This window comes from Anaerococcus porci (assembly GCF_009696575.1).
In the GTDB taxonomy this organism is placed as follows: Bacteria; Bacillota; Clostridia; order Tissierellales; family Peptoniphilaceae; genus Anaerococcus; species Anaerococcus porci.
In genome coordinates, this window is the sequence record NZ_VULQ01000003.1 from 51,143 (window position 1) to 72,603 (window position 21,461).

Annotated in this window: 17 protein-coding genes and 1 riboswitch; of the genes, 4 read left to right on the top strand and 13 right to left on the bottom strand. The window is 30.3% G+C overall.

Annotated features, from left to right (window positions below):
* Position 1 precedes the first annotated feature (1 nt).
* A complete protein-coding gene (locus tag FYJ26_RS03430) occupies positions 2–934 on the bottom strand; it encodes a hexose kinase (RefSeq protein ID WP_154539625.1) in 933 nt (310 codons plus the stop codon).
* A complete protein-coding gene (locus FYJ26_RS03435) occupies positions 931–1,845 on the bottom strand; it encodes an N-acetylglucosamine kinase (RefSeq protein ID WP_154539627.1) in 915 nt (304 codons plus the stop codon). The genes FYJ26_RS03430 and FYJ26_RS03435 overlap by 4 nt, the downstream gene beginning before the upstream one ends.
* Before the next feature lie 160 nt (positions 1,846–2,005).
* Here FYJ26_RS03435 and FYJ26_RS03440 point away from each other — a divergent pair, with 160 nt between their 5' ends.
* On the top strand, positions 2,006–2,755 hold the full coding sequence (locus FYJ26_RS03440; protein ID WP_154539629.1) for a DeoR/GlpR family DNA-binding transcription regulator: 750 nt from the start codon (positions 2,006–2,008) through the stop codon (positions 2,753–2,755).
* Between the two features lie 388 nt (positions 2,756–3,143).
* Here FYJ26_RS03440 and FYJ26_RS03445 read toward each other — a convergent pair whose 3' ends face one another.
* The 7 genes from FYJ26_RS03445 to gltX all read right to left on the bottom strand — a co-directional run bounded on the left by FYJ26_RS03445 (position 3,144) and on the right by gltX (position 10,642).
* Positions 3,144–3,740 carry an ECF transporter S component gene (locus tag FYJ26_RS03445; RefSeq protein ID WP_154539631.1) on the bottom strand — a complete coding sequence of 199 codons (597 nt, stop codon included), beginning with the start codon at positions 3,738–3,740 and terminating at the stop codon, positions 3,144–3,146.
* Between the two features lie 72 nt (positions 3,741–3,812).
* Positions 3,813–3,928: riboswitch (FMN riboswitch) on the bottom strand.
* Positions 3,929–4,288: 360 nt separating this feature from the next.
* Positions 4,289–5,341, bottom strand: coding sequence for a zinc-ribbon domain-containing protein (locus FYJ26_RS03450; protein WP_154539633.1), 1,053 nt, complete (start codon positions 5,339–5,341; stop codon positions 4,289–4,291).
* A gap of 77 nt (positions 5,342–5,418) precedes the next feature.
* Complete coding sequence (locus tag FYJ26_RS03455) at positions 5,419–6,426, bottom strand: sigma-70 family RNA polymerase sigma factor (protein WP_154539635.1); 1,008 nt, start codon at positions 6,424–6,426, stop codon at positions 5,419–5,421.
* A 90-nt stretch (positions 6,427–6,516) separates the two neighbouring features.
* Entirely contained in the window at positions 6,517–7,044 is a 528-nt protein-coding gene (locus tag FYJ26_RS03460) for an NYN domain-containing protein (protein WP_154539637.1), read from the bottom strand.
* Positions 7,031–7,741: a 23S rRNA (guanosine(2251)-2'-O)-methyltransferase RlmB gene (gene rlmB / locus FYJ26_RS03465; protein WP_154539639.1), complete on the bottom strand. Its 711-nt coding sequence runs from the start codon at positions 7,739–7,741 to the stop codon at positions 7,031–7,033. Before rlmB ends, FYJ26_RS03460 begins: the two co-directional genes overlap by 14 nt.
* Positions 7,741–9,159: a cysteine--tRNA ligase gene (gene cysS / locus FYJ26_RS03470; protein WP_154539641.1), complete on the bottom strand. Its 1,419-nt coding sequence runs from the start codon at positions 9,157–9,159 to the stop codon at positions 7,741–7,743. The genes rlmB and cysS overlap by 1 nt, the downstream gene beginning before the upstream one ends.
* Position 9,160: 1 nt before the next feature.
* Positions 9,161–10,642 carry a glutamate--tRNA ligase gene (gltX, locus tag FYJ26_RS03475; RefSeq protein WP_154539643.1) on the bottom strand — a complete coding sequence of 494 codons (1,482 nt, stop codon included), beginning with the start codon at positions 10,640–10,642 and terminating at the stop codon, positions 9,161–9,163.
* Between the two features lie 1,391 nt (positions 10,643–12,033).
* On the opposite strand from gltX, the gene FYJ26_RS03480 reads away from it, so the two are divergent.
* Both FYJ26_RS03480 and FYJ26_RS03485 read left to right on the top strand, forming a co-directional pair.
* The gene (locus tag FYJ26_RS03480; protein WP_154539645.1) at positions 12,034–14,826 is read left to right on the top strand and encodes an AAA family ATPase; all 2,793 of its coding nucleotides are present in this window, start codon (positions 12,034–12,036) and stop codon (positions 14,824–14,826) included.
* Between the two features lie 3 nt (positions 14,827–14,829).
* Positions 14,830–15,483, top strand: a complete 654-nt coding sequence (locus tag FYJ26_RS03485; protein ID WP_154539647.1) for a hypothetical protein — start codon at positions 14,830–14,832, stop codon at positions 15,481–15,483.
* 42 nt (positions 15,484–15,525) lie between these two features.
* Here FYJ26_RS03485 and FYJ26_RS03490 read toward each other — a convergent pair whose 3' ends face one another.
* Positions 15,526–16,407, bottom strand: a complete 882-nt coding sequence (locus FYJ26_RS03490; RefSeq protein WP_154539649.1) for a radical SAM protein — start codon at positions 16,405–16,407, stop codon at positions 15,526–15,528.
* 11 nt (positions 16,408–16,418) lie between these two features.
* Complete coding sequence (locus FYJ26_RS03495; RefSeq protein ID WP_154539651.1) at positions 16,419–17,429, bottom strand: threonine aldolase family protein; 1,011 nt, start codon at positions 17,427–17,429, stop codon at positions 16,419–16,421.
* A gap of 316 nt (positions 17,430–17,745) precedes the next feature.
* Here FYJ26_RS03495 and FYJ26_RS03500 point away from each other — a divergent pair, with 316 nt between their 5' ends.
* Entirely contained in the window at positions 17,746–18,657 is a 912-nt protein-coding gene (locus FYJ26_RS03500) for a TDT family transporter (protein WP_154539653.1), read from the top strand.
* A gap of 126 nt (positions 18,658–18,783) precedes the next feature.
* On the opposite strand, the gene FYJ26_RS03505 is transcribed toward FYJ26_RS03500, so the two are convergent.
* Entirely contained in the window at positions 18,784–20,856 is a 2,073-nt protein-coding gene (locus FYJ26_RS03505; protein ID WP_154539655.1) for a heavy metal translocating P-type ATPase, read from the bottom strand.
* Between the two features lies 1 nt (position 20,857).
* The gene (locus tag FYJ26_RS03510) at positions 20,858–21,190 is read right to left on the bottom strand and encodes a DUF6110 family protein (protein WP_154539657.1); all 333 of its coding nucleotides are present in this window, start codon (positions 21,188–21,190) and stop codon (positions 20,858–20,860) included.
* Positions 21,191–21,461 lie beyond the last annotated feature (271 nt).

The following is a 21,461-nucleotide window of genomic DNA, read 5'->3' on the forward strand; positions in this document are numbered from 1 at the left end:
ATTATATCTCCTTTATGCTTATTTTTTCATAATACTTATCAAAATCATTCATATTTACATGAGCTATTTCTTCATTTAGGACATTCAAAAGTCCACAATTCATAGATTTTCTTATAAAATCTTCGCCACTTTCTTTATTAAAAATTGCAGATATAGCACCTGCAAGACTTGAATCTCCACTTCCTACTGGATTTAGTGCCTCTACTTTTGGAACAGCTGTTTTATAAATTTTATCATTTATTTTAACTACCGCTCCACTAGCTCCTTGACTAACAATAATATATTTTATTTCAGATAAGACAGAATTTGAAAATATTTCTTTTATTTTTTCATCTTCTTCTGGGAATTTCTTACCAATTATATCTATAATTTCCTTTTCATTTGGTTTTATAAGATCAGGTTTAAAATCTGCATTTACTAAATCTTTGAGTGTTGAGCCTGATGTATCAAGGGCTACAAATATATTTTCATTTTTTGCAAATTCAATAATTTTCTTATAAAAATTTGAATCAAGGCCTTTTGGAAGTGAGCCTGATATACTTATAATATCTAAATTATTAGCAATTTCTTTAAGATGGGCTAAAAATTCATCTTCTTTTTCTTTAGAAACTTCTGGGCCCTTTTCAAGTATTTCTGTTTGCTTGCCATCATGTAAAATAGCTATGCAATTTCTTGTTTCATCATCTAACTTTATAAAATCATGAGATATTTTTCTCTCATCTAATCTTTTTTCGATAAACTCGCCAAGCTTTCCACCAATAAAGCCTGAATTTGTAACATCTTCACCTAATTCTTTTAGTACATAGGATACATGGATTCCCTTTCCTCCAGCATCTTTTTCTACCTTAGCTGTCCTATTTACATCATCTATAACAAAACCATCTAATTTGTAGGATATATCTACAGAAGGATTGGCAGTTATGGTTAAAATCATATTATTGCCCCTTTTTCATAATATTTTTTGGCTAGAATTAAAGAACCTTCAATAGGAGTTGTATAAGGCTCAATTATTTCTATATTGTTTTTTATATGCTTTTCAATAGCCTCTATAAGTTTATTTCCTAATTTATATACTCCACCTGAGTAAGAAACTTTAACACAACCATCAAAATCAAGTTTATTTATAAGACTGTCTATAGTTAAGGCAGCTTCATAGCCTACTTTGTCTAAAAGTTCTATGGCATACTTGTCGTTTTTTTCTAATGCTGGGTTTAATAGCCTTGCACAATTTGCTATTTCATCCCTTTTCATCTTTTCTGCTATATCTATCAGTTCAACATCATCTTTTATGCCTAATTCATTTTTTACCAATTCATATATATAAGTTTTTTCTATTCTTCCATCACTCATTTTTGTGAATAAATTCAAAATATTCTTACCTATAAAGTAAGCACTGGCTTCATCTCCTAGAAAAGGTCCCCATCCACCTGATCTATCTGAATTTCCTTTATCATCTACACCAAAGGCTATAGAGCCTGTCCCTAAAACAAGATTTATACCTGCTTGTGCGTTTAAGGATCCAGACCATCCATTAACACAGTCATTTCCCATCTTGTACTTACCTTTGCCCAAAAATTCATCAAAGAATTCTTCCATGAATTTTTCGTTTTCAGGATATTGACCATAGCCTGGTATAGCCAAAAAGGAAAAATCAATATCTTCAATCTTTATTTTTGCATTATCACAAAGTTTATTTATAGCTTTTGTAACGTTATCACTAAATTCATCCCTAGTGATTTGCTTTAGGTGAATAGTATTAGTTTTCTCTTTAAAATGTTTATTGTCAACACATAAAAGATAATCTGTTTTTGTACCACCACCGTCTACTCCCAAGAATATAGACATAGGCCCTCCTATAAATGTTTTATATTGTTTGTTTTTATATCTATGATATAATAATATAGTAAAGATATTTAATTGTCAATAGTGAAAATCCATATTTTCAAGGATTTGATATAAATTAATAATGAACAATTTAAAACATTTATTTTTAAAGAGGTATAAGATGTTAAAAGAGGAAAGACAAAATTTTATTTTAAACCATGTCAAAAAAAATGGAATAATCAGAGTTTCTGATGTAACTGAAGTTTTAGATGTAACTGAGATGACAATAAGAAGAGATCTTAAGGAACTTGAAAATAAAAATAAATTAAAAAGAATCCATGGAGGGGCAAAATACATAGATGATTTAACCGAAAGAGAGTCAAGTCACCAAGAAAAATTGCATATGAACATGGAATATAAGATAATTATAGCTAAAAAAGTTTCTAACTTAATCAAAGATAATGATACCGTTTTTATTGGAGCTGGTTCTACACTAGAACTTGTGTCAAATTATCTTGATAATAAAAAATGCAAAATCGTCACTAATTCACTATTTCTTTTTAATAAAATTTATGATAAAGAAAATATAGAATCAATTCTTGTTGGAGGAAGGATAAGAAAGGTTACCGGAGCTTTTGTAGGAAATTTTTCAGATAATATAGTTGAAAGTCTACATTTTAAATCTGCTTTTATAGGTGTGAATGGAATAAATTATAATAATGCTTATACATATAATGAACAAGAAGGAGAACTTCAAAAATTAGCTCTTGATAATTCGGTCCACAAATATTTAGTTGCTGACCACACCAAAATTGGTAAGGAAGATTTTTATTCATTTTATAATATAGATGAAATCCAAGCTGTTATTTCTGATGATAAAATCAGTAATGATAAACTTCCAATACTTAAAGAATATACTGATATTATATAAGGACTTATATCTAAGTAAAATATAATTTCTCATTCTTAATTTACTACTTCAAAAACTACTACATATGAAAGTGTTTTAGAGTATCTACAATCTCTTTCTTGGACTTGTTGATACTCTGAATTTTTTATATCATATGTTCCTTACTTTTGGTATATTTTATAAAAACACCTTAATTTAAGATATTAAAAATTAAAAAAGGGACTGTTGCAGAATGAATTAATCGTTCAAAATCATTACAAACTCCTCCACGACAATTTCACCTACTTAAGTGGCAAGATATTCTCAAATTGTCTATGGCTAACTTTTAATGATGCAACGTTAGAAATTCATAATTTTGCGACAGCCCCTTTGTCTACAGTCTATACTATGGATAAATTATAATATCCTCTTACTTTCTATCATGTAAAATACCCGATACATGTTTATATAATAATTTAGTTGCAAGAATTTCTATTGTTCCCTTTACTAGGTTAAATGGAACTATGGCAAAGACCATAAGTGTAAAATATGACTTAACTAGGCTATTTAACTTGGATGTCATTTGTACAAAAGTGTCCATACCTACTCCCATTATCTTTCCGTATAGTGGAAAGATTACAAAGGCATTGGAAAATGTTGCAGCAAGGGTCATAAATAACATTCCTACTATAAGTGCTATAGTTGCTGTTTTTTTAGTCTTCTTTCTTTGGTAGATATAAGCTGAGATGAAAACAAAAAGTCCCCCAACTATAAAATTTGATATCTCTCCAACTCCACCTGTAGAAGTCTTGGTTAAATTTAATAAGTTCTTAATAAGTTGAATTAATACTCCATAAACAGGACCCATTGAAAAACCACCTATAAGAGCTGGAACATCAGCTAAATCAACTTTCATAAAAGGCGGTGCTATAGGAATTGGAAATTGAATAAACATAAGTATAAAACTCATAGCAGACAAAATTCCTACCTTAACTAAATTTCTTAACTTTCTTTGGTCACGACTCATAATATCCTCCTTAATTTTAGGCATTAAAAAATGCCCATAAATCAGGGCATAAGGAAAAGTCCATACAAAAATGGACATCTTCTTTCATCCAGACTATACTGTCGGTTTGGGAATTACACCCAATCGGTCAAAAGACTCGCAGACTATAACTGCCGGTTTAGGAATTTAACCTCACCCTGAAGATACTTTTATAATAACATAAAATTAAAAAATTAACAAAATTAATCAAACTAAATATAAAAAAACTTTTAAGATAAAAATTAGATAATTTGAAAATTATGAAGATTAATAAGTCCTTATTTTTAGAAAAATAGTAATTAAGCACTTATAAAAATTTAGATAAAAAGTAAGATGCAATTGTCATTTCATTTCCAAAAATGATAAAAATAAGTTTATTTAAAATATTCAAACTTTCAATCTTTATAATATTTCTTTCTTATTTTAATTCAACCTATTAGTGCCAACTATATAGGGATATTATTTCTTATTATTTAATTTTTCTAGTTGACACTAATAAATCATCTTGCTTTATGCTACTAGTACATTACTTATTCCTTATGAAATTCTCCTGTAACAAGCTTGGATGATATCCATCCCTTTCCTATATAAAGCCAGTATCTTTCTCCATCACTTTCTACTTTTGTTGGATGAACTACTTCTCCCCTTCTTACTTCTCCCTTTTTTTCAGATTTGATACTAGGAGATGCCCTAAGTTGACCTACACTAATATCTACAGTAAGGTCCTTTCCCATAAAGTCCTCTGCTTTATAAAATTCTACATAGGAAGGATTACCATTCTTATCCCATAGGTCATTGCTTATGATATTGTCTATATCATAGTCTTTAGAAAACTCTTGTTTTCTTTCTTTTATGCTTTTTTTCTTATTATTTTCCTTATCATCTTTTCCAAGTTCTTCCTTTGCCCTATCATTTACTACAGCTATATCTTGAGATTTAGGAAATAGTTCTATATATTTACTAGAAAGACTTTCTGCTTTTTCATAATCTCTACTATTAAAGATATCTACTAATTGGTCAACCGCCCTTTCTTCTGCATCTTTTAATAAGTCTTCTGCCTTTTTATAATCTGAACTGGTTGATTTTGGTATGGTCTTTAGCTTAGTAACCGCCATTTCAAATTCCCCATTTTTTATTAGAGATTTAGCATCAGATAAAACTTTAGCAAAATCGTTGGACTCATTTTTCAAAGAAGAACTAACTTTATTTGAAGATATTTCGCCTCCCACAGTATCATTTGTTTCTTTGTTGTCAATTAAAGCAAATCTTATAGCTCCTACTATAAGTACTATAATAAAAATTATAATCAAGACGGTTATTATAACTTTCTTTATCCCTAGATAATTATTGTAATTATCAGCAAGCTTTACCTTTTCATTTTTATAATTTCTATGAGTATTCCTAGAATCATTATTGTTAATATTTTCTCTAAAATCTTCTCTTACTGGCCTAAGCTTTTGGGTTGTTTCTTGGTCTTTATTTCTATTATTATTTGGATTAGAGTCATAATTTAGCTTACTTCCACAATTATTACAAAACTTAGCCCCATCTTCATTGGGATGACCACAATTTTGGCAATACATATGCACCTCCTATAATAATTATTATATATCTTTTAATTTCTATATAAAAAACGTGCTGATTGCACGTTTTATCTCACCTACTCTTGATCACTATATTGCTTTAATTTTCCAAGAGCTTGATTTTCTATTTGTCTGATTCTTTCTCTTGAAAGGTTGTAGATTGTCCCTATCTCTTCTAGGGTTTTTGGCTTTTCATTGTCTAGACCGTACCTGTAGACTATAATTTGCTTTTCCCTATCAGATAGTTGGTCTAGGGCCTTCATTAGAAATTCCTCCATATCTTTTTTGAGGATTTGATCATCTACTGGAATGGACTCATCTCCAACCATATCCATAAGCTCATCTCCAGTCGAGTCCTCACTATCAAGATTTATATTAAGACTTGTAGAATTTACTTGATTTCTATTTATAAGGAAAAGATCATCTGCTTGTTTTTTGTCTATTCCTTCTTGTTTTAAAATCTTATATAACTCTTCCTCGCTTGCTTCTGGATTTGCTTTCAAGATTTGTTTAAGTTTGTTTAGTTTTAAGTACTTCCCAGCAGGGATTCTTATAGTGTGACCTTCCTTGTTTATTGCCTTTCTTATAGCCTTATCTATCCACTTATAAGCGTAGGTTGTAAACTTATATCCTAAGCTTAAGTCGAATTTCTCCGCAGCCCTTATCATTCCAAGCATACCCGATTGAACTAAATCTTCTAGTTCTAGGTCATTTCCATGGGAACGATAAAAGTAGGATGCCCTGCTTCTTACAAGTCCTTGATTTTTATCTACCAAGGCTCCTAGAGCGTTTTGGTTGCCCTTTTGGAATTGTTCCACTATTTGCTCATTTGTTAAGTCTGATAATTTGAGAATATCACTTCTTTGTTTGGCAACTAAGAGGTTTGTCTTCTCCTTTTTTTTATCATCATCTTCAAATTCATTATCTAAGTCTTCATCTTCTAGATATTGATCAAACTCTTCCTTTTCTTCATCTGTAAGCTTTTTATAAATCTTTAAAGCTTCTTTTTGATCAATTTCTTCTTCATCGAAGAAGTCTTTGAATTTGTCTAAGACTTCCTCATCTTTAAAATTTATTTTATCCATATAACCACCATAAATTTGATCTGCCTTAGCAGTCAAGTTCTTATAAAAATGATTTGAATTTTTATAAATTGAATTTTTCCACCATCACCATTATTCATCTTTCAACCTGTCCCCTATATCATCTAACAAGTCTTTAAGCTCATCTGATATAGGAAAGTCCTTGAAGTTTGTAGAGAAGTCTTTTCTTTTGCTTCTTTTTATCTTATGTTTCATATTCATAAGCTCATTTCTAAGCTCAAGGGCTGTTATCCTACTTGCTCCTCTTTCAAAAGCAAGAGATTGAACTTGACCATCATCTGTAACCACCTTTACATTGTGACGTCTGGCATAGAGGTTGGTCATCTTTTCTATATAGGTATCAGCCGTTTGAAACTTCTTGGTATATACTATTTTAATACCCAATTTCTCACTTATATTTTCCCTATCTCCATCTGAGTTGTAGGCATCAAATACCAGCTCTACAATTTCATTTGAAAGACAGGCGTACTCTGCCATCATATCAATCAACTTTTCTCGAGCAAGTTCAAGTGATTGGGACTGGATAGACTTTAATTCGGGCCAAGAATTTATTATATTATAGCCATCTATATAGGTTAGGTTCTTTTTAGTTAAAGCCATTTTGCCTTATGGTCTCATATATTGCAATAGCACTTGCTACCGACGCATTTAATGAATTTATTTTGCCAAGCATTGGTATTTTAATAAGTCCATCGCAATTTTCTCTTACAAGTCTTGATAGTCCCTTGCCCTCGTTTCCTACAACAAGTCCAATCTTTCCTGTAAGGTCTGTTTGTGTAATATCAGATTCTGCCTCTCCAGCTAAGCCATAAATCCAGAAATTTTCTTCCTTTAGTTCTTTTATGGCCCTATTAATATTAATAACCTGTGCTATATCGATGTTGTTAATGGCTCCTGCACTTGTTTTATAGACTGTTGAATTTACCTTGGCAGAGCGTCTTTCACCTATGATTATTCCATCAAAACCAAAAGCTTCTGCACTTCTTATAATGGCACCAAGGTTATGAGGATCTTCTATTTGATCTAATATCATAAGTCTTTTTTTATCCTTTAACTCATCCAAGTCCTTATATTTGAAATCTTCTACTTCAATTTCTACTCCTTGGTGATTGCCATCAATTTTTGAAAAATAGTCCTTATTTTCATAGACTATTTTTACATTTCTTTCATTAAGTTTATTTATTATTTTTTCTATAAACTTATTATTACTATTGCTTTTTAAAATATGAGCTTTTAAAATTTTTTCACCAGTGTCTATAGTTTCAATTACAGGCTTTCTACCAAAAATCTTAGCCATTATTTAAGCTCCCACTTAGTACCTTCTTTGGTATCTTTTAAAATTATTCCCATTTGACTTAGCTTATCACGTATTTCGTCAGCTTTTTGGTAATTTTTCTCTCTCTTAGCTTCATTTCTTTCGTCTATCAGTTTATTTATATCATCTTCATCAACTAAATCAGTGGATTTTTTCCTGTTTTCAATTCCAAGAACATCTTCAAGTTTAAGATATAAATTTCTTGTTTTTTCTACAAATTCCTTAGATGAACTTGAGTCAACTTTTGTATTAGCAAACTTAGCAATATCAAACAAAACTGTTATGGCATCAGGAGTATTTAAGTCATCATCCATAACCCTTTTAAACTCTTTTGCAAATAAATCTAGCTCTTTAAGTGATTTTTTCTCATCATCTGTGAGATTTCCACTTGTAATTTTAAGCAAGTCATCTAACCTAAATTTGGCATTATTTAACCTATTTAGGGAGTTTTGGGCTTGTTCAATTATCTGTCTTGTAAAGTTTATAGGAAGTCTATATCCTGCTGATAGTAGCCAAAATCTTACAACCATGAGATCATATTCTTTCTTTATATCATGAAGGGTAAAGAAATTACCCAAAGACTTACTCATTTTAGTACCATCTACTTGAATCATTCCATTGTGCATCCAGTAGTTTGCAAACTTCTTGCCAGATCTTGTTTCTGATTGGGCTATCTCATTTTCATGGTGAGGAAATTGTAAATCTTCTCCACCAGCATGAATATCTATTGTTTCTCCCAAGTATTTTTTGGTCATAGCTGAACATTCTATATGCCAACCTGGTCTACCTGAACCCCATGGTGAATCCCATGAAATTTCACCTTGCTTTTTTGTAGCTTTCCATAAGGTAAAGTCCATAGGATTTCTTTTTTTGGCCTTATCCTTATCATCAAGCCTGTTTGATGCTCCTTCTCTTAAATCTTCTATATTTTTTCCGGAAAGATGACCATAGTTTTTGGCCTTTGAAATATCAAAATAAACATCTCCATCAGAAACATATGCCGCATCCTTATCTATTAATTCTTTAACAAAGTTAATTATATCATCCATCGTTTCTGTAGCTTTAGGGTGTATAGTATTTTCCTCATCTATATTCAAATCTTTGGAATCTTCCATGTAGGCTTTTATAAACTTGTCTGAAACTTCCTTTGTTGTAATATTTTCCTTAATGGCCTTGTTTATAATCTTATCATCGACATCTGTGAAGTTTACAACATATTTTACATCATATCCTAAATATCTTAAATATCTTCTCATGGTATCAAACACTACTAAAGGACGAGCGTTTCCTATGTGCATATAATCATATACAGTTGGACCACATACATACATTTTTACCTTATTTTCATCTATTGTTTTAAAGTCTTCCTTTTTTCTTGTGAATGTATTATATATTTTCATATCAAAATCTTCCCTTAACGTAGTTTAATCTATCAATTATCTTAGACTTGCCCATAATAACAAAGGCATTTCCAAGATCTGGCCCATGTACATTGCCTGTAAGAGATGCTCTTACTGGAAACCATAAGTTCTTTCCTTTTATGCCAGTCTCTTTTTGGATAGATTTCATTACAGATTTAGCAAATTCCATATCGACTTCATCAACTTTATTTAGTTTATTAATAAAGCTATCAAAAATCATCTTAGCTTCATCAGTTCTTATAGCTTCAACCGCCTCATCTGTCCATTTCATTTCGCTATCATCTACATAGTAAAAATAAGCTTGATCTACTATATCTGAAAACTTATCTATAGCTGATTGCCAAGTTGCTGCAAGTAGATTAAGCAATTCATCTGGATAGTCTTCACCAAAGAAACCTGCTTTTATGCAATAAGGCTTAATTGCCTTTGCTAAATCTTCAACGCTCATCTCTCTCACATAATGACCATTTATCCAATCAAGCTTTCTTACATCAAATACAGCCCCTGTCTTATTTACCCTATCAAAGCTAAATTGTTCAGCCAATTCTTCCATAGTAAAAATCTCTTCTTCGCTATCTGGTGACCATCCCAAAAGAGCAAGATAGTTTATTAAACCTTGAGGTAAATATCCTCTTTCGATGAAATCTTCAACCATTCCATCTCCATTTCTCTTAGAATATTTTTTGTGATCTTTATTTAATACTGTTGGTAGGTGGATAAATTCTGGAGACTTCCACCCAAAAGCTTCATAAAGATAAACGTGTTTTGGTGTTGATGAAATCCACTCATCCCCTCTTACTACATGAGTAATTCCCATTTCATGGTCATCAACTATAACTGCAAAGTGATAAGTTGGATATCCGTCCTCTTTTATAAGTACTTGGTCATCCATATCAGATGTATTAAAACTAATTTTCCCCTTAATCCTATCTTCAAATGAAATATCTGTATTTTTTGGAAGTTTTAGTCTTACTGTGTATTTTTCTCCATTTGCAATTTTTTCTCTTGCCTCATCAAGGCTTAAAGATCTACAAAGTCCATCATATTTTGGAGTAAGTCCATCAGCTTTTTGTCTTTCTCTTAAATTATCTAGTCTTTCCTTTGAGCAGAAGCAGTAATATGCCTTACCTTCTTCTATAAGTTGATTTATATATTTATCATAAATTCCAGCTTTTACCCTATCTGATTGGATATAAGGTCCAGCCTCTCCCACTTCAGTAACTTCTCCATTTTCATCAAGTTTTACACCTTCGTCAATTTCTATACCTGACCATTTTAAAGTCTTTAGAAGATTTTCCAAGGCTCCTTCAACAAATCTTGTCCTATCTGTATCCTCAATCCTTAAAAGCATCTTTCCACCAGTATGTCTTGCATAAAGGTAGTTAAAAAGTGCTGTCCTAAGTCCACCGATGTGGAGGTATCCTGTTGGTGATGGTGCAAATCTAACTCTTGTTTCTGTCATAATTCCTCCTTAAATTCTTGCTTTTATTATATAATATATTGACATTTTTATAAACATTTAACAAATTTACTTAATAGTCTTATCTATAATTAAGTTATTAACAATTTTTATAGCTTAATTTTAACGTAAAGTAGGGAGTGATTTTACACTCCCTACCCTATTATTACCCATATTTTAACACACAAAACAAATCATTTCAAGATTAATTATGAATTATATACTTCTTCTTGCTAGCTTAATTATATTTTCACTAATCTATTATTTTATTTGTTCTATAGTGTTTATAATGATTTAATTATATTATGAGTATTTTATAATTTCAATTAATGGCTATTAGGTATTTTAAAAATTGTAGTCATAAAATTCCAAAAATATAAATTTTTCTCTAAAAAGTTGTGAAAATTTAGTAAAAGATAAATCATTAAGATTTCAAGACTTATCACTGATAAAATCTTGATGGACAAGAACTTCTAGATAAATTATATGAAGTTATAGAATGTTTATTGAATATAGACAAAGACTTAGTGAATTTTAAACTTAGAGATTTTATAGGAAAAATCTGATAACTCTAATACAAAAAATCTCGCAAAACACAATATAGCTTAGGATAGTTTTCAATAGCAAGCCTAATTAAAGCTCTACTCGGCTAAGATAAGTCTAGTCTAGTCCAAGCTCTTATATCAGTAGTCTTATTTGGATTTGGTATAGAAAAAAATAATAAAACATTCTATAATATAAGTATAGTTTTTTTGCTTGTCATATTTATTATTTTGTACAAGATTTTAGCAGAAGTTTTGTTTATAACTTCTTATTAGGATTTCTTATCCATTTATAAATCTTGTAGCATTTCATGTGGCTTGCTTTATTACAAATTTTATCATATCTATATATCCTAATAAAATTATACTTAGAATTAAAGTAAGGTAAGCTTGTATTGATAAATTAATAGATTTATCTAAAAAAATCAATAAAGTTACAAGTAAAATAAAAAACAAAAGTGAAACTTATATCCATTCGACTATTATCTAATAGATAATCAATGATTTTATTAAGATTGTAAGAAATAACGAATCTTACAGTAAAAAATATGCTAAGTGTATAAAAACAGCTTAATATAAGCAAGTAGCAATAATAAAAATGTTACGAAGCAAAAGATTAATCAATAGCAAATAATTAAGTTTCAAAAGCCTTCAAAACTACTAATTATGGAAAACCTAGTTTTAAACATAGTTAGAGCAGGAAAAATCAATAGAAATTTTAACATTATAAATTCTAAATGGTAATATATTTTTAAAAAAACATTTAAAGTAAATCATTTTTTTTAAATAAAATCAGATAATAATTAATATTCACTTGTGATATAATTATATTAAAAATTTTAAGGAGGTAATATGGCTAGGTATTTGGTAGGAGATTCGATTGATACATGGAATTTTACTGACGCCTATAATAGTTGTAATGACAATGATATTATAGAGTTAGAAAAAAATTTCGAACTTTATCTCCCGAATGGTTTCATATTAAATAAAAACATTACTATTGAAGGTCATCTAGAAAATAAAAATAATACTGATTATTACACTAATAATATATATGGTGATTTTACAATAAAAAATAAGTCTAATGTATTGCTTAAATCCCTTTGGATTGAGTGCATAAATAATACAAAAAATATATTAAATATAAAAGACTCATCTGTTGTAAGTTTAAATAATGTAGTATTAAAAAGATCAGAAAATATAAAGATTAATTCTAACGAGGGTAAGTATCCAGATATTTACTTAGATGTTAATTCTAAGCTTTTTATGGACTCAGTTACGACTTTTGATATAGAAGACAATTATTCTGTGTTTTTCTTTAAAAACTCAAGAGTAGAGATTAAAAATTCAAATATTAACTCAAATCTAACAGTGAATAATTCAACAGTTAATATAGAAAATACCTCTATAAGCAAACATTATACAAATACAATTAATTGCCAAAACTCAACCTTATCTATAAAAAACTCTAGTGTAAAAGGAGGTTTTGTAGAAAAAGATTTGCCTTCTCTATACCTTAAAAATTCGAAACTCTATTCAAACAACTCTATATATGAACAAAATAAATATACTGCTAATATTTACCTATCAGATAATTCATATATTGAATCTTCTAATGACACCATCTCATCATTAAATCTATCTGAAAGTAGAGGGCTAATTGAAAATACTACAATAAAAGAAATAATTTTCATAATCAAAAAATCTTATCTTGTAAGTGATAAAAATTTGCTACTTTTAGGAAAAAACAATGAAAAAATAGATATCTATATGGATGATTTTTCTACATTAAGAGCAAAAATAGTAGATTTTTATAGGGTTTTTAATCCTAATGTTAGACTTAATGGTAATTCATACTTGCAAATTAATAATATAAACTATGAAGGTGAGTTTGACTTAGAAAAAATAAATAGCTTAAAATTTGAAACAAAGCAAGATTCTACTTATAAGATTTTAAGCTTAGATAATCCAGATAGTAAAAATGATAGCAATGGTTTAGAAAATTCTAATGAAGAAAGTAACAATGAAGTCGATGCATTTAGTGAACTCAATAAACTTATAGGTCTTTCCTCTGTTAAAAATGAGATAAATAAGATGGTAAGAATGGTTGAATTCAACAAAAAAAGGATGGAACAAGGACTTCCTGTTGAAAAAAGCTCACTACACTCAGTATTTTTAGGAAATCCTGGAACTGGAAAAACTACTGTTGCAAGACTTATAGGAAAAATTTTATTTGAAAATGGTGCCCTTTATAATAAAGATAAATATATATTTATAGAAGCTTCAGAGTCTGATTTAATTTCATCTTTTGTTGGAAAAACAGCAATACAAACCCATGAAATACTTGAAAAGGCCAAAGGTGGAGTCTTATTTATAGACGAGGCTTACACCTTAAATAAGGGTGATTCTTCTGTAAATCATGGACAAGAGGCCATAAATACCATTCTTAAATACATGGAAGATCACAGAGATGAAATAATGATAATCTTTGCAGGATATACCAAGGAAATGGAACAATTCCTTGAAACAAACCCAGGTCTTAAGTCAAGAGTTTCAAATAGGTTTATCTTTGAAGACTATACAAGTGATGAGATTGTTGAAATAGGAGAAAGTATCCTAATTAGTAAACAATATGTTCTAGAAGATAGACAATATTACAAGAAAAATGTATCTTTTGCTTATGAGTCAACACTTGATAAGTCAAATGCAAGATGGATTAGAAATTTCAATGAAAAACTCCTAAAAGTATTTGCAGATAGGGTAATAGAAACAGGCTCTGATGATTTTACTACTATAACAAATACTGATATAGATGAAGTTTTCGATTCTAAAAAATATAAAAATTACGATGATAAAGATGAAGATGCTTATGAAAAATTAAATAAGCTAATCGGTATAAATCAGGTTAAAAAACAGGTCAACGAATTTATTTCAATGGCAGAGCTTAACAAAAGAAGAAAAGATCAAGGGCAAAGAGTCCAATCCATGTCCCTTCATTCCCTATTTTTAGGAAATCCTGGAACTGGAAAAACTACTGTTGCTAGAATATTAGGTAGTCTTCTATATCAAAAATCTATTATAACTGAAAATAAATTCATAGAAGTTTCTCGTTCTGACCTTGTAGCTGGCTTCGTTGGCCAAACCGCCATAAAAACAAGGGAAGTTTTAAAATCCGCCCTAGGTGGAGTACTTTTCATAGATGAGGCCTATAGCCTTTCATCAGGAACTGGAAATGACTTTGGAAGGGAAGCAATCGATGAAATCCTCAAATTTATGGAGGACTATAGAGATAATATTGTAATAATATTTGCAGGTTACAGCAAAGAAATGGCTGAATTCCTTGGGATGAACTCAGGTCTATCTTCAAGAATACCAAATAGGTTTGTATTTGAAGACTATGACGATGAAGAGATTTGTCAAATAGGGCTATTAAGTCTAAATAGTCTTGGTTATAATATAAACGAAGATTTATATAAGGATATAATAGTTAATAATTATCACAAAACAAATGATAATAGTAACGGTAGATGGGTTAGAAACTTCAACGAAAGACTTGTAAAGACTATGAGTCAAAGAGTTGCAAATACTAATTCTGATGATATAGATAATATTTTAGATGAAGATTTACTTAATATAAAGGAGTAAAAAATGGATGATAACACTTATGTAAAGCCTCCTAATCTAGAAAAAGAGGATGAGTATGTAAAACCAAAAAGTAAAAAAGATGATTATGTTAAGCCTCCAAAACAAGAATATTCTAATATTAAAGAAAGTTATTACAAAATCAAGGAAAATCCTTATATCTATGAAAATAAAATTTACAAAGATCCTTATGAAAACCCAACTTATTTTGGTACACCAAAAGTCGGATTAAAGTTTTATATAAATTCCTATCTGATATACTCATTAATATTTGGATTTTCTATGTTTAATCAAACGAAATTAGTTGGTTTACTATTCTTGGCTTATAGCTTATTTTCAAATTATACCTACTCTTGGTATGCTGATTATAAGAAATATGTGGGTGGAAAATTCAAATGGTTTTTCAGCCCAATGGGTACTGTAGCTACTGCAGCAGCCTCAACATTTTTTCTAGATGCAGTAGATGGTGACTATAATTCTTTCAGCCTACTAAGACCTGGTTTTTATAGAAAAAATCAGCCTATACTTATATTTATAATATTATGCGTAGTAGTAGAGTATTTTAAATATATTATTAACTTTTTTATTGCCTTAGTTTCTATATTTACTCATAAAACTACAATAAGAAAATACAATGAGGCCGTAGATTATAACAACTAAAAAAATCCTATATATAAGCTAAAAACTTATATATAGGTTTTTTTATATTGCCCTAGCTTGATTTTTAGAATCTAATACCTCTGTTGGAAGACTTTCCAAAGCATATTCTAATTTTTTAATCATCTTTTCTTTATTTCTCATATGACTTGATACCCTAACAAGGTTTACTATATGTCCCGATGAGTATAAAACATCTCCTGGAACATTTAAATTTTTTAATAACTCTATTTGCTCTTCTAAGTTTTCTCTATTTGTTGTTTCTTGAAATTTGCCTTCTTCTCTCATCTTAAAAAGAAGTGAACCATATTGGACATCTGTTGACATGATAAAGATTCCTATAGGTGAGTAGGTATTTAAAAACTTGGCAGTCTCTTTTGCATTTTCCTTTGATTTTCCTCTACCCTTTATCCCTTGCATAACTATGGCATTATAGCTCATTTTTGCATATTTCATCTTTTCAAGACCCTTATGGTATTCTTCTAAGTCACATCCCTTATTAAGCCAGGATAAGACCTCTCTATCACCTGTTTCTACACCAAACCAAAGCTCGTTATAAGCTTTCTCCCTTAAAACTTTCAAATCTTCCTTGCTCTTATTTTTAAGATTATAAAAGCTGGCATAGGATGTGATTGTCTTTATCTCTGGTATATATTTGTGGATAAGATCTGATATTTCAATTAATTTCTCAGTAGATAGCACAAAGGGATCTCCATTTAAAAGATATATCCTTTCAATTGGTCTTGGATAGCTTTGTGAGATTTCTATAATATCACTTTCTACATCAGCCATGGGTGATATGGCAAATTGTGTCCTATGATACATTGTGCAAAAGGCACAATTATTATGGCTACAACCATAAGTTACCTCCAATAGTGGTGTGTAGGCTTCAAGTGGTGGTCTATAGACTTCTCCTGTGTAATGCATAATAGTCCTTTCTATATATTTTCTATAAATTTTTCGATATCTTCCTTGCTCGTCTTATAGCTTGTGACAAGTCTTACTATATTATAATCATTATCTTTTCCACAGCTTTCAAAAATGGCAAATTTTTCCCATTTTTCAACATCTTTATCACTTACTTTTACAAAAACTTGATTTGATGAAAATTCATAGGCTAGGTCAAAACCCTTGTCTTTAAGGCTAGTGCTAAGTTTTTCAGCCAAAAGATAGGCTTTTTTTGCACCCTTTATATATAAATCATCCATAAATAGTCTTTCAAACATAAGACCTGTCACAAAGCCCTTTGCAAGCATAGCTCCCTTTTGTTTTTGTAAATTTCTAAAATTTCTCTTTAAGTCATCATTAACTATAACTAAGGCCTCTCCAAACATAAGTCCATTTTTGGTTCCACCAAAGTAAAATATATCACAAAGTTTTGTAAGGTCTTTAAATTTTATATCTGATTTTTTACTTACCAATGCATGGGCAAGTCTTGCCCCATCCATAAAAAGATATAGGCCATTTTCTCTACAAAAGTCATATATCTCTCTAAGTTCTCCTTTTTTATAGAGTGTTCCAACTTCTGTTGTATTAGATATGTAAACTTTTCTAGCAACAGTATGATGTTCATTGGTAAAAGTCTTGTATTTTTCTTGAAGTTTATCTTTTGTAAGCTTTCCATCCTTTGTCTTAATGGTTTCAATCTTAATCCCACAAGCTTCAATCGCTCCTGCCTCTTGGTCTTCTATGTGGCCAGTCCTTGCTGAAATTATCGACTCTTCTGGTCTCATGCCAAGACTTGCACCAAGTATATTAGCACTTGTCCCACCTGGAATAAAATAGATATCAACATCATTATCCCCTAATTTTTCCTTTATTAAATTTTCTGCAATTTTTGTATGAGAATCTGTTCCATAGCCTGGATTTAACTCATCTAGGTGTTCTTTTATATAGTCTAGTATTTCTGAGTAACATATATCTGAATAGTCATTTCTAAAATTAATCATAAAGTCTCCTTAGTGAAAATGTTTCTAATTTAATCATACATTTTTAGAGGGATTTTACAACGAAAGCTTACTTCATAGATTTATGGATATAATATTGAAACATAAATAATCAACTTTATCTAGTAAAATAATAAAACTCAAACTTTATTCTAAAACTCCCATACAATTTGCATCTTATAATTTTACTATATTCGCTATTGCAAAATATCCTGACTAATAGATAGGACAGATTTATCAGTAATAAATTTTTCTTGTTATAAAGTGTAATATGTTATATAATAAACAAAAATTTTATTATATAAAGAAAGGAATCACTATGACAAAACGATTGCCCCTACCTATAGTTGGTCTTATGCTTTCTATGTTTGCTCTAGGAAATTTATGGCAGGATACAAGCCCTGGCTTTAGGATACTTTTTGGGACTATAGGATTTATTTTAGGACTTTTATTTATATTTAGGATTTTAAAAGATCCAAAAACCTTTTCAGAAGAGATGAAAAATCCAATAATGGCCTCAGTTATTGGAACTTTTCCCATGGCCCTTATGCTTTTTTCAGTATATATTAAGCCGATTTTTGGAAATAAAGCAATTTTAATTTGGTATTTAGCAATAATTTTTCATATAATTTTGATTGTTTATTTTACCCTTAACTTTATAATAAGGCTTGATTATAAAAATGTATTTGCATCATATTACATAGTATATGTTGGTATAGTTGTGGGAAGTTTAACATCACCTGCCTTTGAGAAGAAGAATTTGGGAATTGCTTTTTTCTATTTTGGTTTTATAGCTATGCTTATTCTTTTAGGGCTTGTAAACTACCGATACATAAAATATAAGGAGGTTCCAAATCCTGCAAAAGCACTTTTCATAATCTCATCAGCCCCAGCAAGCCTATGCCTTGCAGGATATATCCAAGCTTCAAATATGCCAAATAAGGCTATGGTAATTTTTTTATTAATCTTATCTCAAGCCTTGTTTATCTTTTGCTTGACTAAGTTTATATCCTATGTAAGACTTCCATTTTACCCATCCTACGCATCTTTTACCTTTCCATTTGTAATAACTGCAATAGGGATTAAGATGGCTTGTGGATTTTTAAAAAATGCTGGAATGAACCCTGGCTTATTGTTAGTTTTAGCAAAAATCGAGTTTTATTTTGCAACCATAATTTGCCTTTATGTTTTAATTAGATTTGTAATAAATTTTGTAAAAGTCAAAAATTAGAGGAGGAGATATGAATATTAAAGAAAGTATTAAAATAATTGACACCTACCTAGACCTTGATAGTGCATAAAGGGACGTTCACGCCATGCACTTTATCAGTGCAAATAATGAACGTCCCTTTATGCACTAACTGTATTGTCTCATATTATCACTTGCTATCATTACCGTAGATATATTGTGTAATAAAGCTGATTGGGTATTAGTCAAAATCCTTGATACCCCTAATCCAATAAGTAAGGAGTTTATAACTATAATTTTTTCATAATCCCTCCTCACCCTCTTATCTACAGCCTTTGAAAGCTTTATTAAATCAACTAACTCTTTTAAGCTGTCTGTTTTTATAGAAACATCAGCAATTTCTTTGGCAAGATCTGCCCCTTTTGACATTGATATACCAACATCTGCCTTTGATAAGGCTATAGAGTCATTAACCCCATCTCCTACCATTACTACCGTTCTACCCTCATCTTTCATTTTTTCGATATAAGAAAGCTTATCTTCTGGAAGTACTTGGGACTTATAGTAGTCAAGGTCAAGTCTTTTACTTACAGCACTTGCAGCATTTTCCGCATCTCCTGTAAGCATGGCTATATGCTTAAATCCTAAGTTTCTAAGACTTTTTATAGTATCTTTTGCATCTTCTCTCAATGGATCTTCTATACATAAAACAGCTATTAAGCTATTGTCAAAGGCCATAAATAAAAGTGAATATTCTTCCTTAAGTGAGTCTATAAGCTCTCTATTTTTATCACTTATAGGGATTTTTTCATCATCTAAAATAAAATGTTCACTTCCTATTAAGGCAGGCTTTCCATTGATTGTTGATTTTATACCATGAGCTAGAATATATTCGGGTTTTGAGTGCATTTCTTCATGGCGAAGATTTTTCTCTTTTGCCTTGTTCACAACCGCCCTTGCTATAGAGTGTGGAAAGTGTTCTTCAAGACAGGCTGCAATTCTTAATGCCTCATCAGCATTGGTATCTTCAAAGGTGATTACTTTTTTGACCTCTGGCTCTGACTTTGTCAAAGTTCCAGTTTTATCAAATACTATTGTGTCAGCTTTTGAGAGATTGTCAAAGTATTTTCCACCTTTAACGAGGACATTCGAATCAACAGCTTGGCTAATAGCTTTCATATAAGCAATAGGTATAGTAAGTTTTAAAGCACAAGAGTAATCAACCATCAAAAAGGCCTTAGCCTTTATAAAGTTACGGGTAAGAGCATAAGTGATACCTGCTCCAATAAAGGAATATTTTACAAGAGTATCGGCTGCATTTTCTGCCTTGATTTGAGTCTTGGACTTGTTTTTCTCACTATCTTCTATAAGCTTAATTATATGATTTAGCCTAGAATCATCATATTTGTTCATAGCCTTGACAAGGAGTTCTCCTTCTTCAAGAACAGTTCCAGCAAAAACGGTCGATTTTTCATTTTTCTCAACTGATTTAGCTTCTCCTGTAAATGAAGCTTCATTTACCATACCTAGACCTGAGATAACTTCACCATCTACAGGAATTGTGTTTCCCATAGACACATATACAAGATCTCCTATTTCAACTTCCTTAAGATCAATTAAGACCCTTTTATCATCTCTTTTAACAAATACCTTGTCCACATTAAGGGCGAGAGATGACTTGAGATTTAGCCTTGATTTTTTCAAAGTGTAGTCTTCAAGCTCTTCACCTAGGGATAATAAAGCCATTATGCTAGCAGCATCTTTATATTCTCTAGTAAGAATGGATACTGAGATTGCTGTAGCATCAAGTAAGTCAACATTCATCTTTCTTTCTTTAATTGAAATTAAGCCTTTTTTAATAAAGGGAATGGCACGTACTATGGTGAAAAAAGGTCTAAGTGGTATAGGCATTATATAGCCAAACAAAATCCTTCTATAAGCTGCATCTCTTACTATATGAAAAACAGATCTTTCTTCTTGAGCAATGAAGTCTACATCATCTATCTCAAAATCATCTAGACTTTTAGGGTCAAGATTTAGGATAAATCTTGCAACCATTGGAAGGGCTTCTTCCTCATATTTTACAACTATAGACTTAGCAAGCTTTGAAATTTCACAAGATTTAACCCCATCAAGATTTTCGATTTTATACTTTAATTTATTAATGTGAGAGTCTTCTAGGTAGTCTTTGTATATAAATCTAGACCTTTGGGGACATCTTGCCTTAAGACTTGCTCTCATCCTAATCCTCTTTTTCTTCTTTTATTTCTTTCTCAACTTCTTCTTTTGCTTCATCTTCTTTTGCTACTTTTTCTATATCTAGGTCTTCTTTTTTCTCAGCTTCAATTCTTTCTTCGATTTCGTTTTTTACCTTAGCTTCTGCTACTATATCATCTGTAGTCATCTTTATATTTTCAACTGTCTTATCGATTGAGCTTTTTGCCTTTAAACCTTGTCTTACTGTAGCTACTGCTGCCTTCTTAGCAGCCTTTGAACTTAAAGCTTTTGCTCCTAAAGCTCCTGCAACAACTCCAATTCCAGCACTTAAAATTTTCTTGTTAATCTTGATATTCATTTTTCTCTCCTTATAATGTTTATTATTTTAAAATGATTATAAACCTATCGCAAGATTTATGCAAACTTTTTTAATTTTATTTTAAATTTCACTAATAAAAATCTTTATTACTATCATTTCTTCTAGTTAGTGCAAAAAGGGACATTAATGATTTGCTCTATAAAATATCTTTTGTGAGTTTTTTTACACTTTTATTCTAAAAAAACTTTCCCAGCTTTTAACTAGGAAAGTTTTCTTAAATTTAAAAGCATATATAATTCTTAGAAGATTT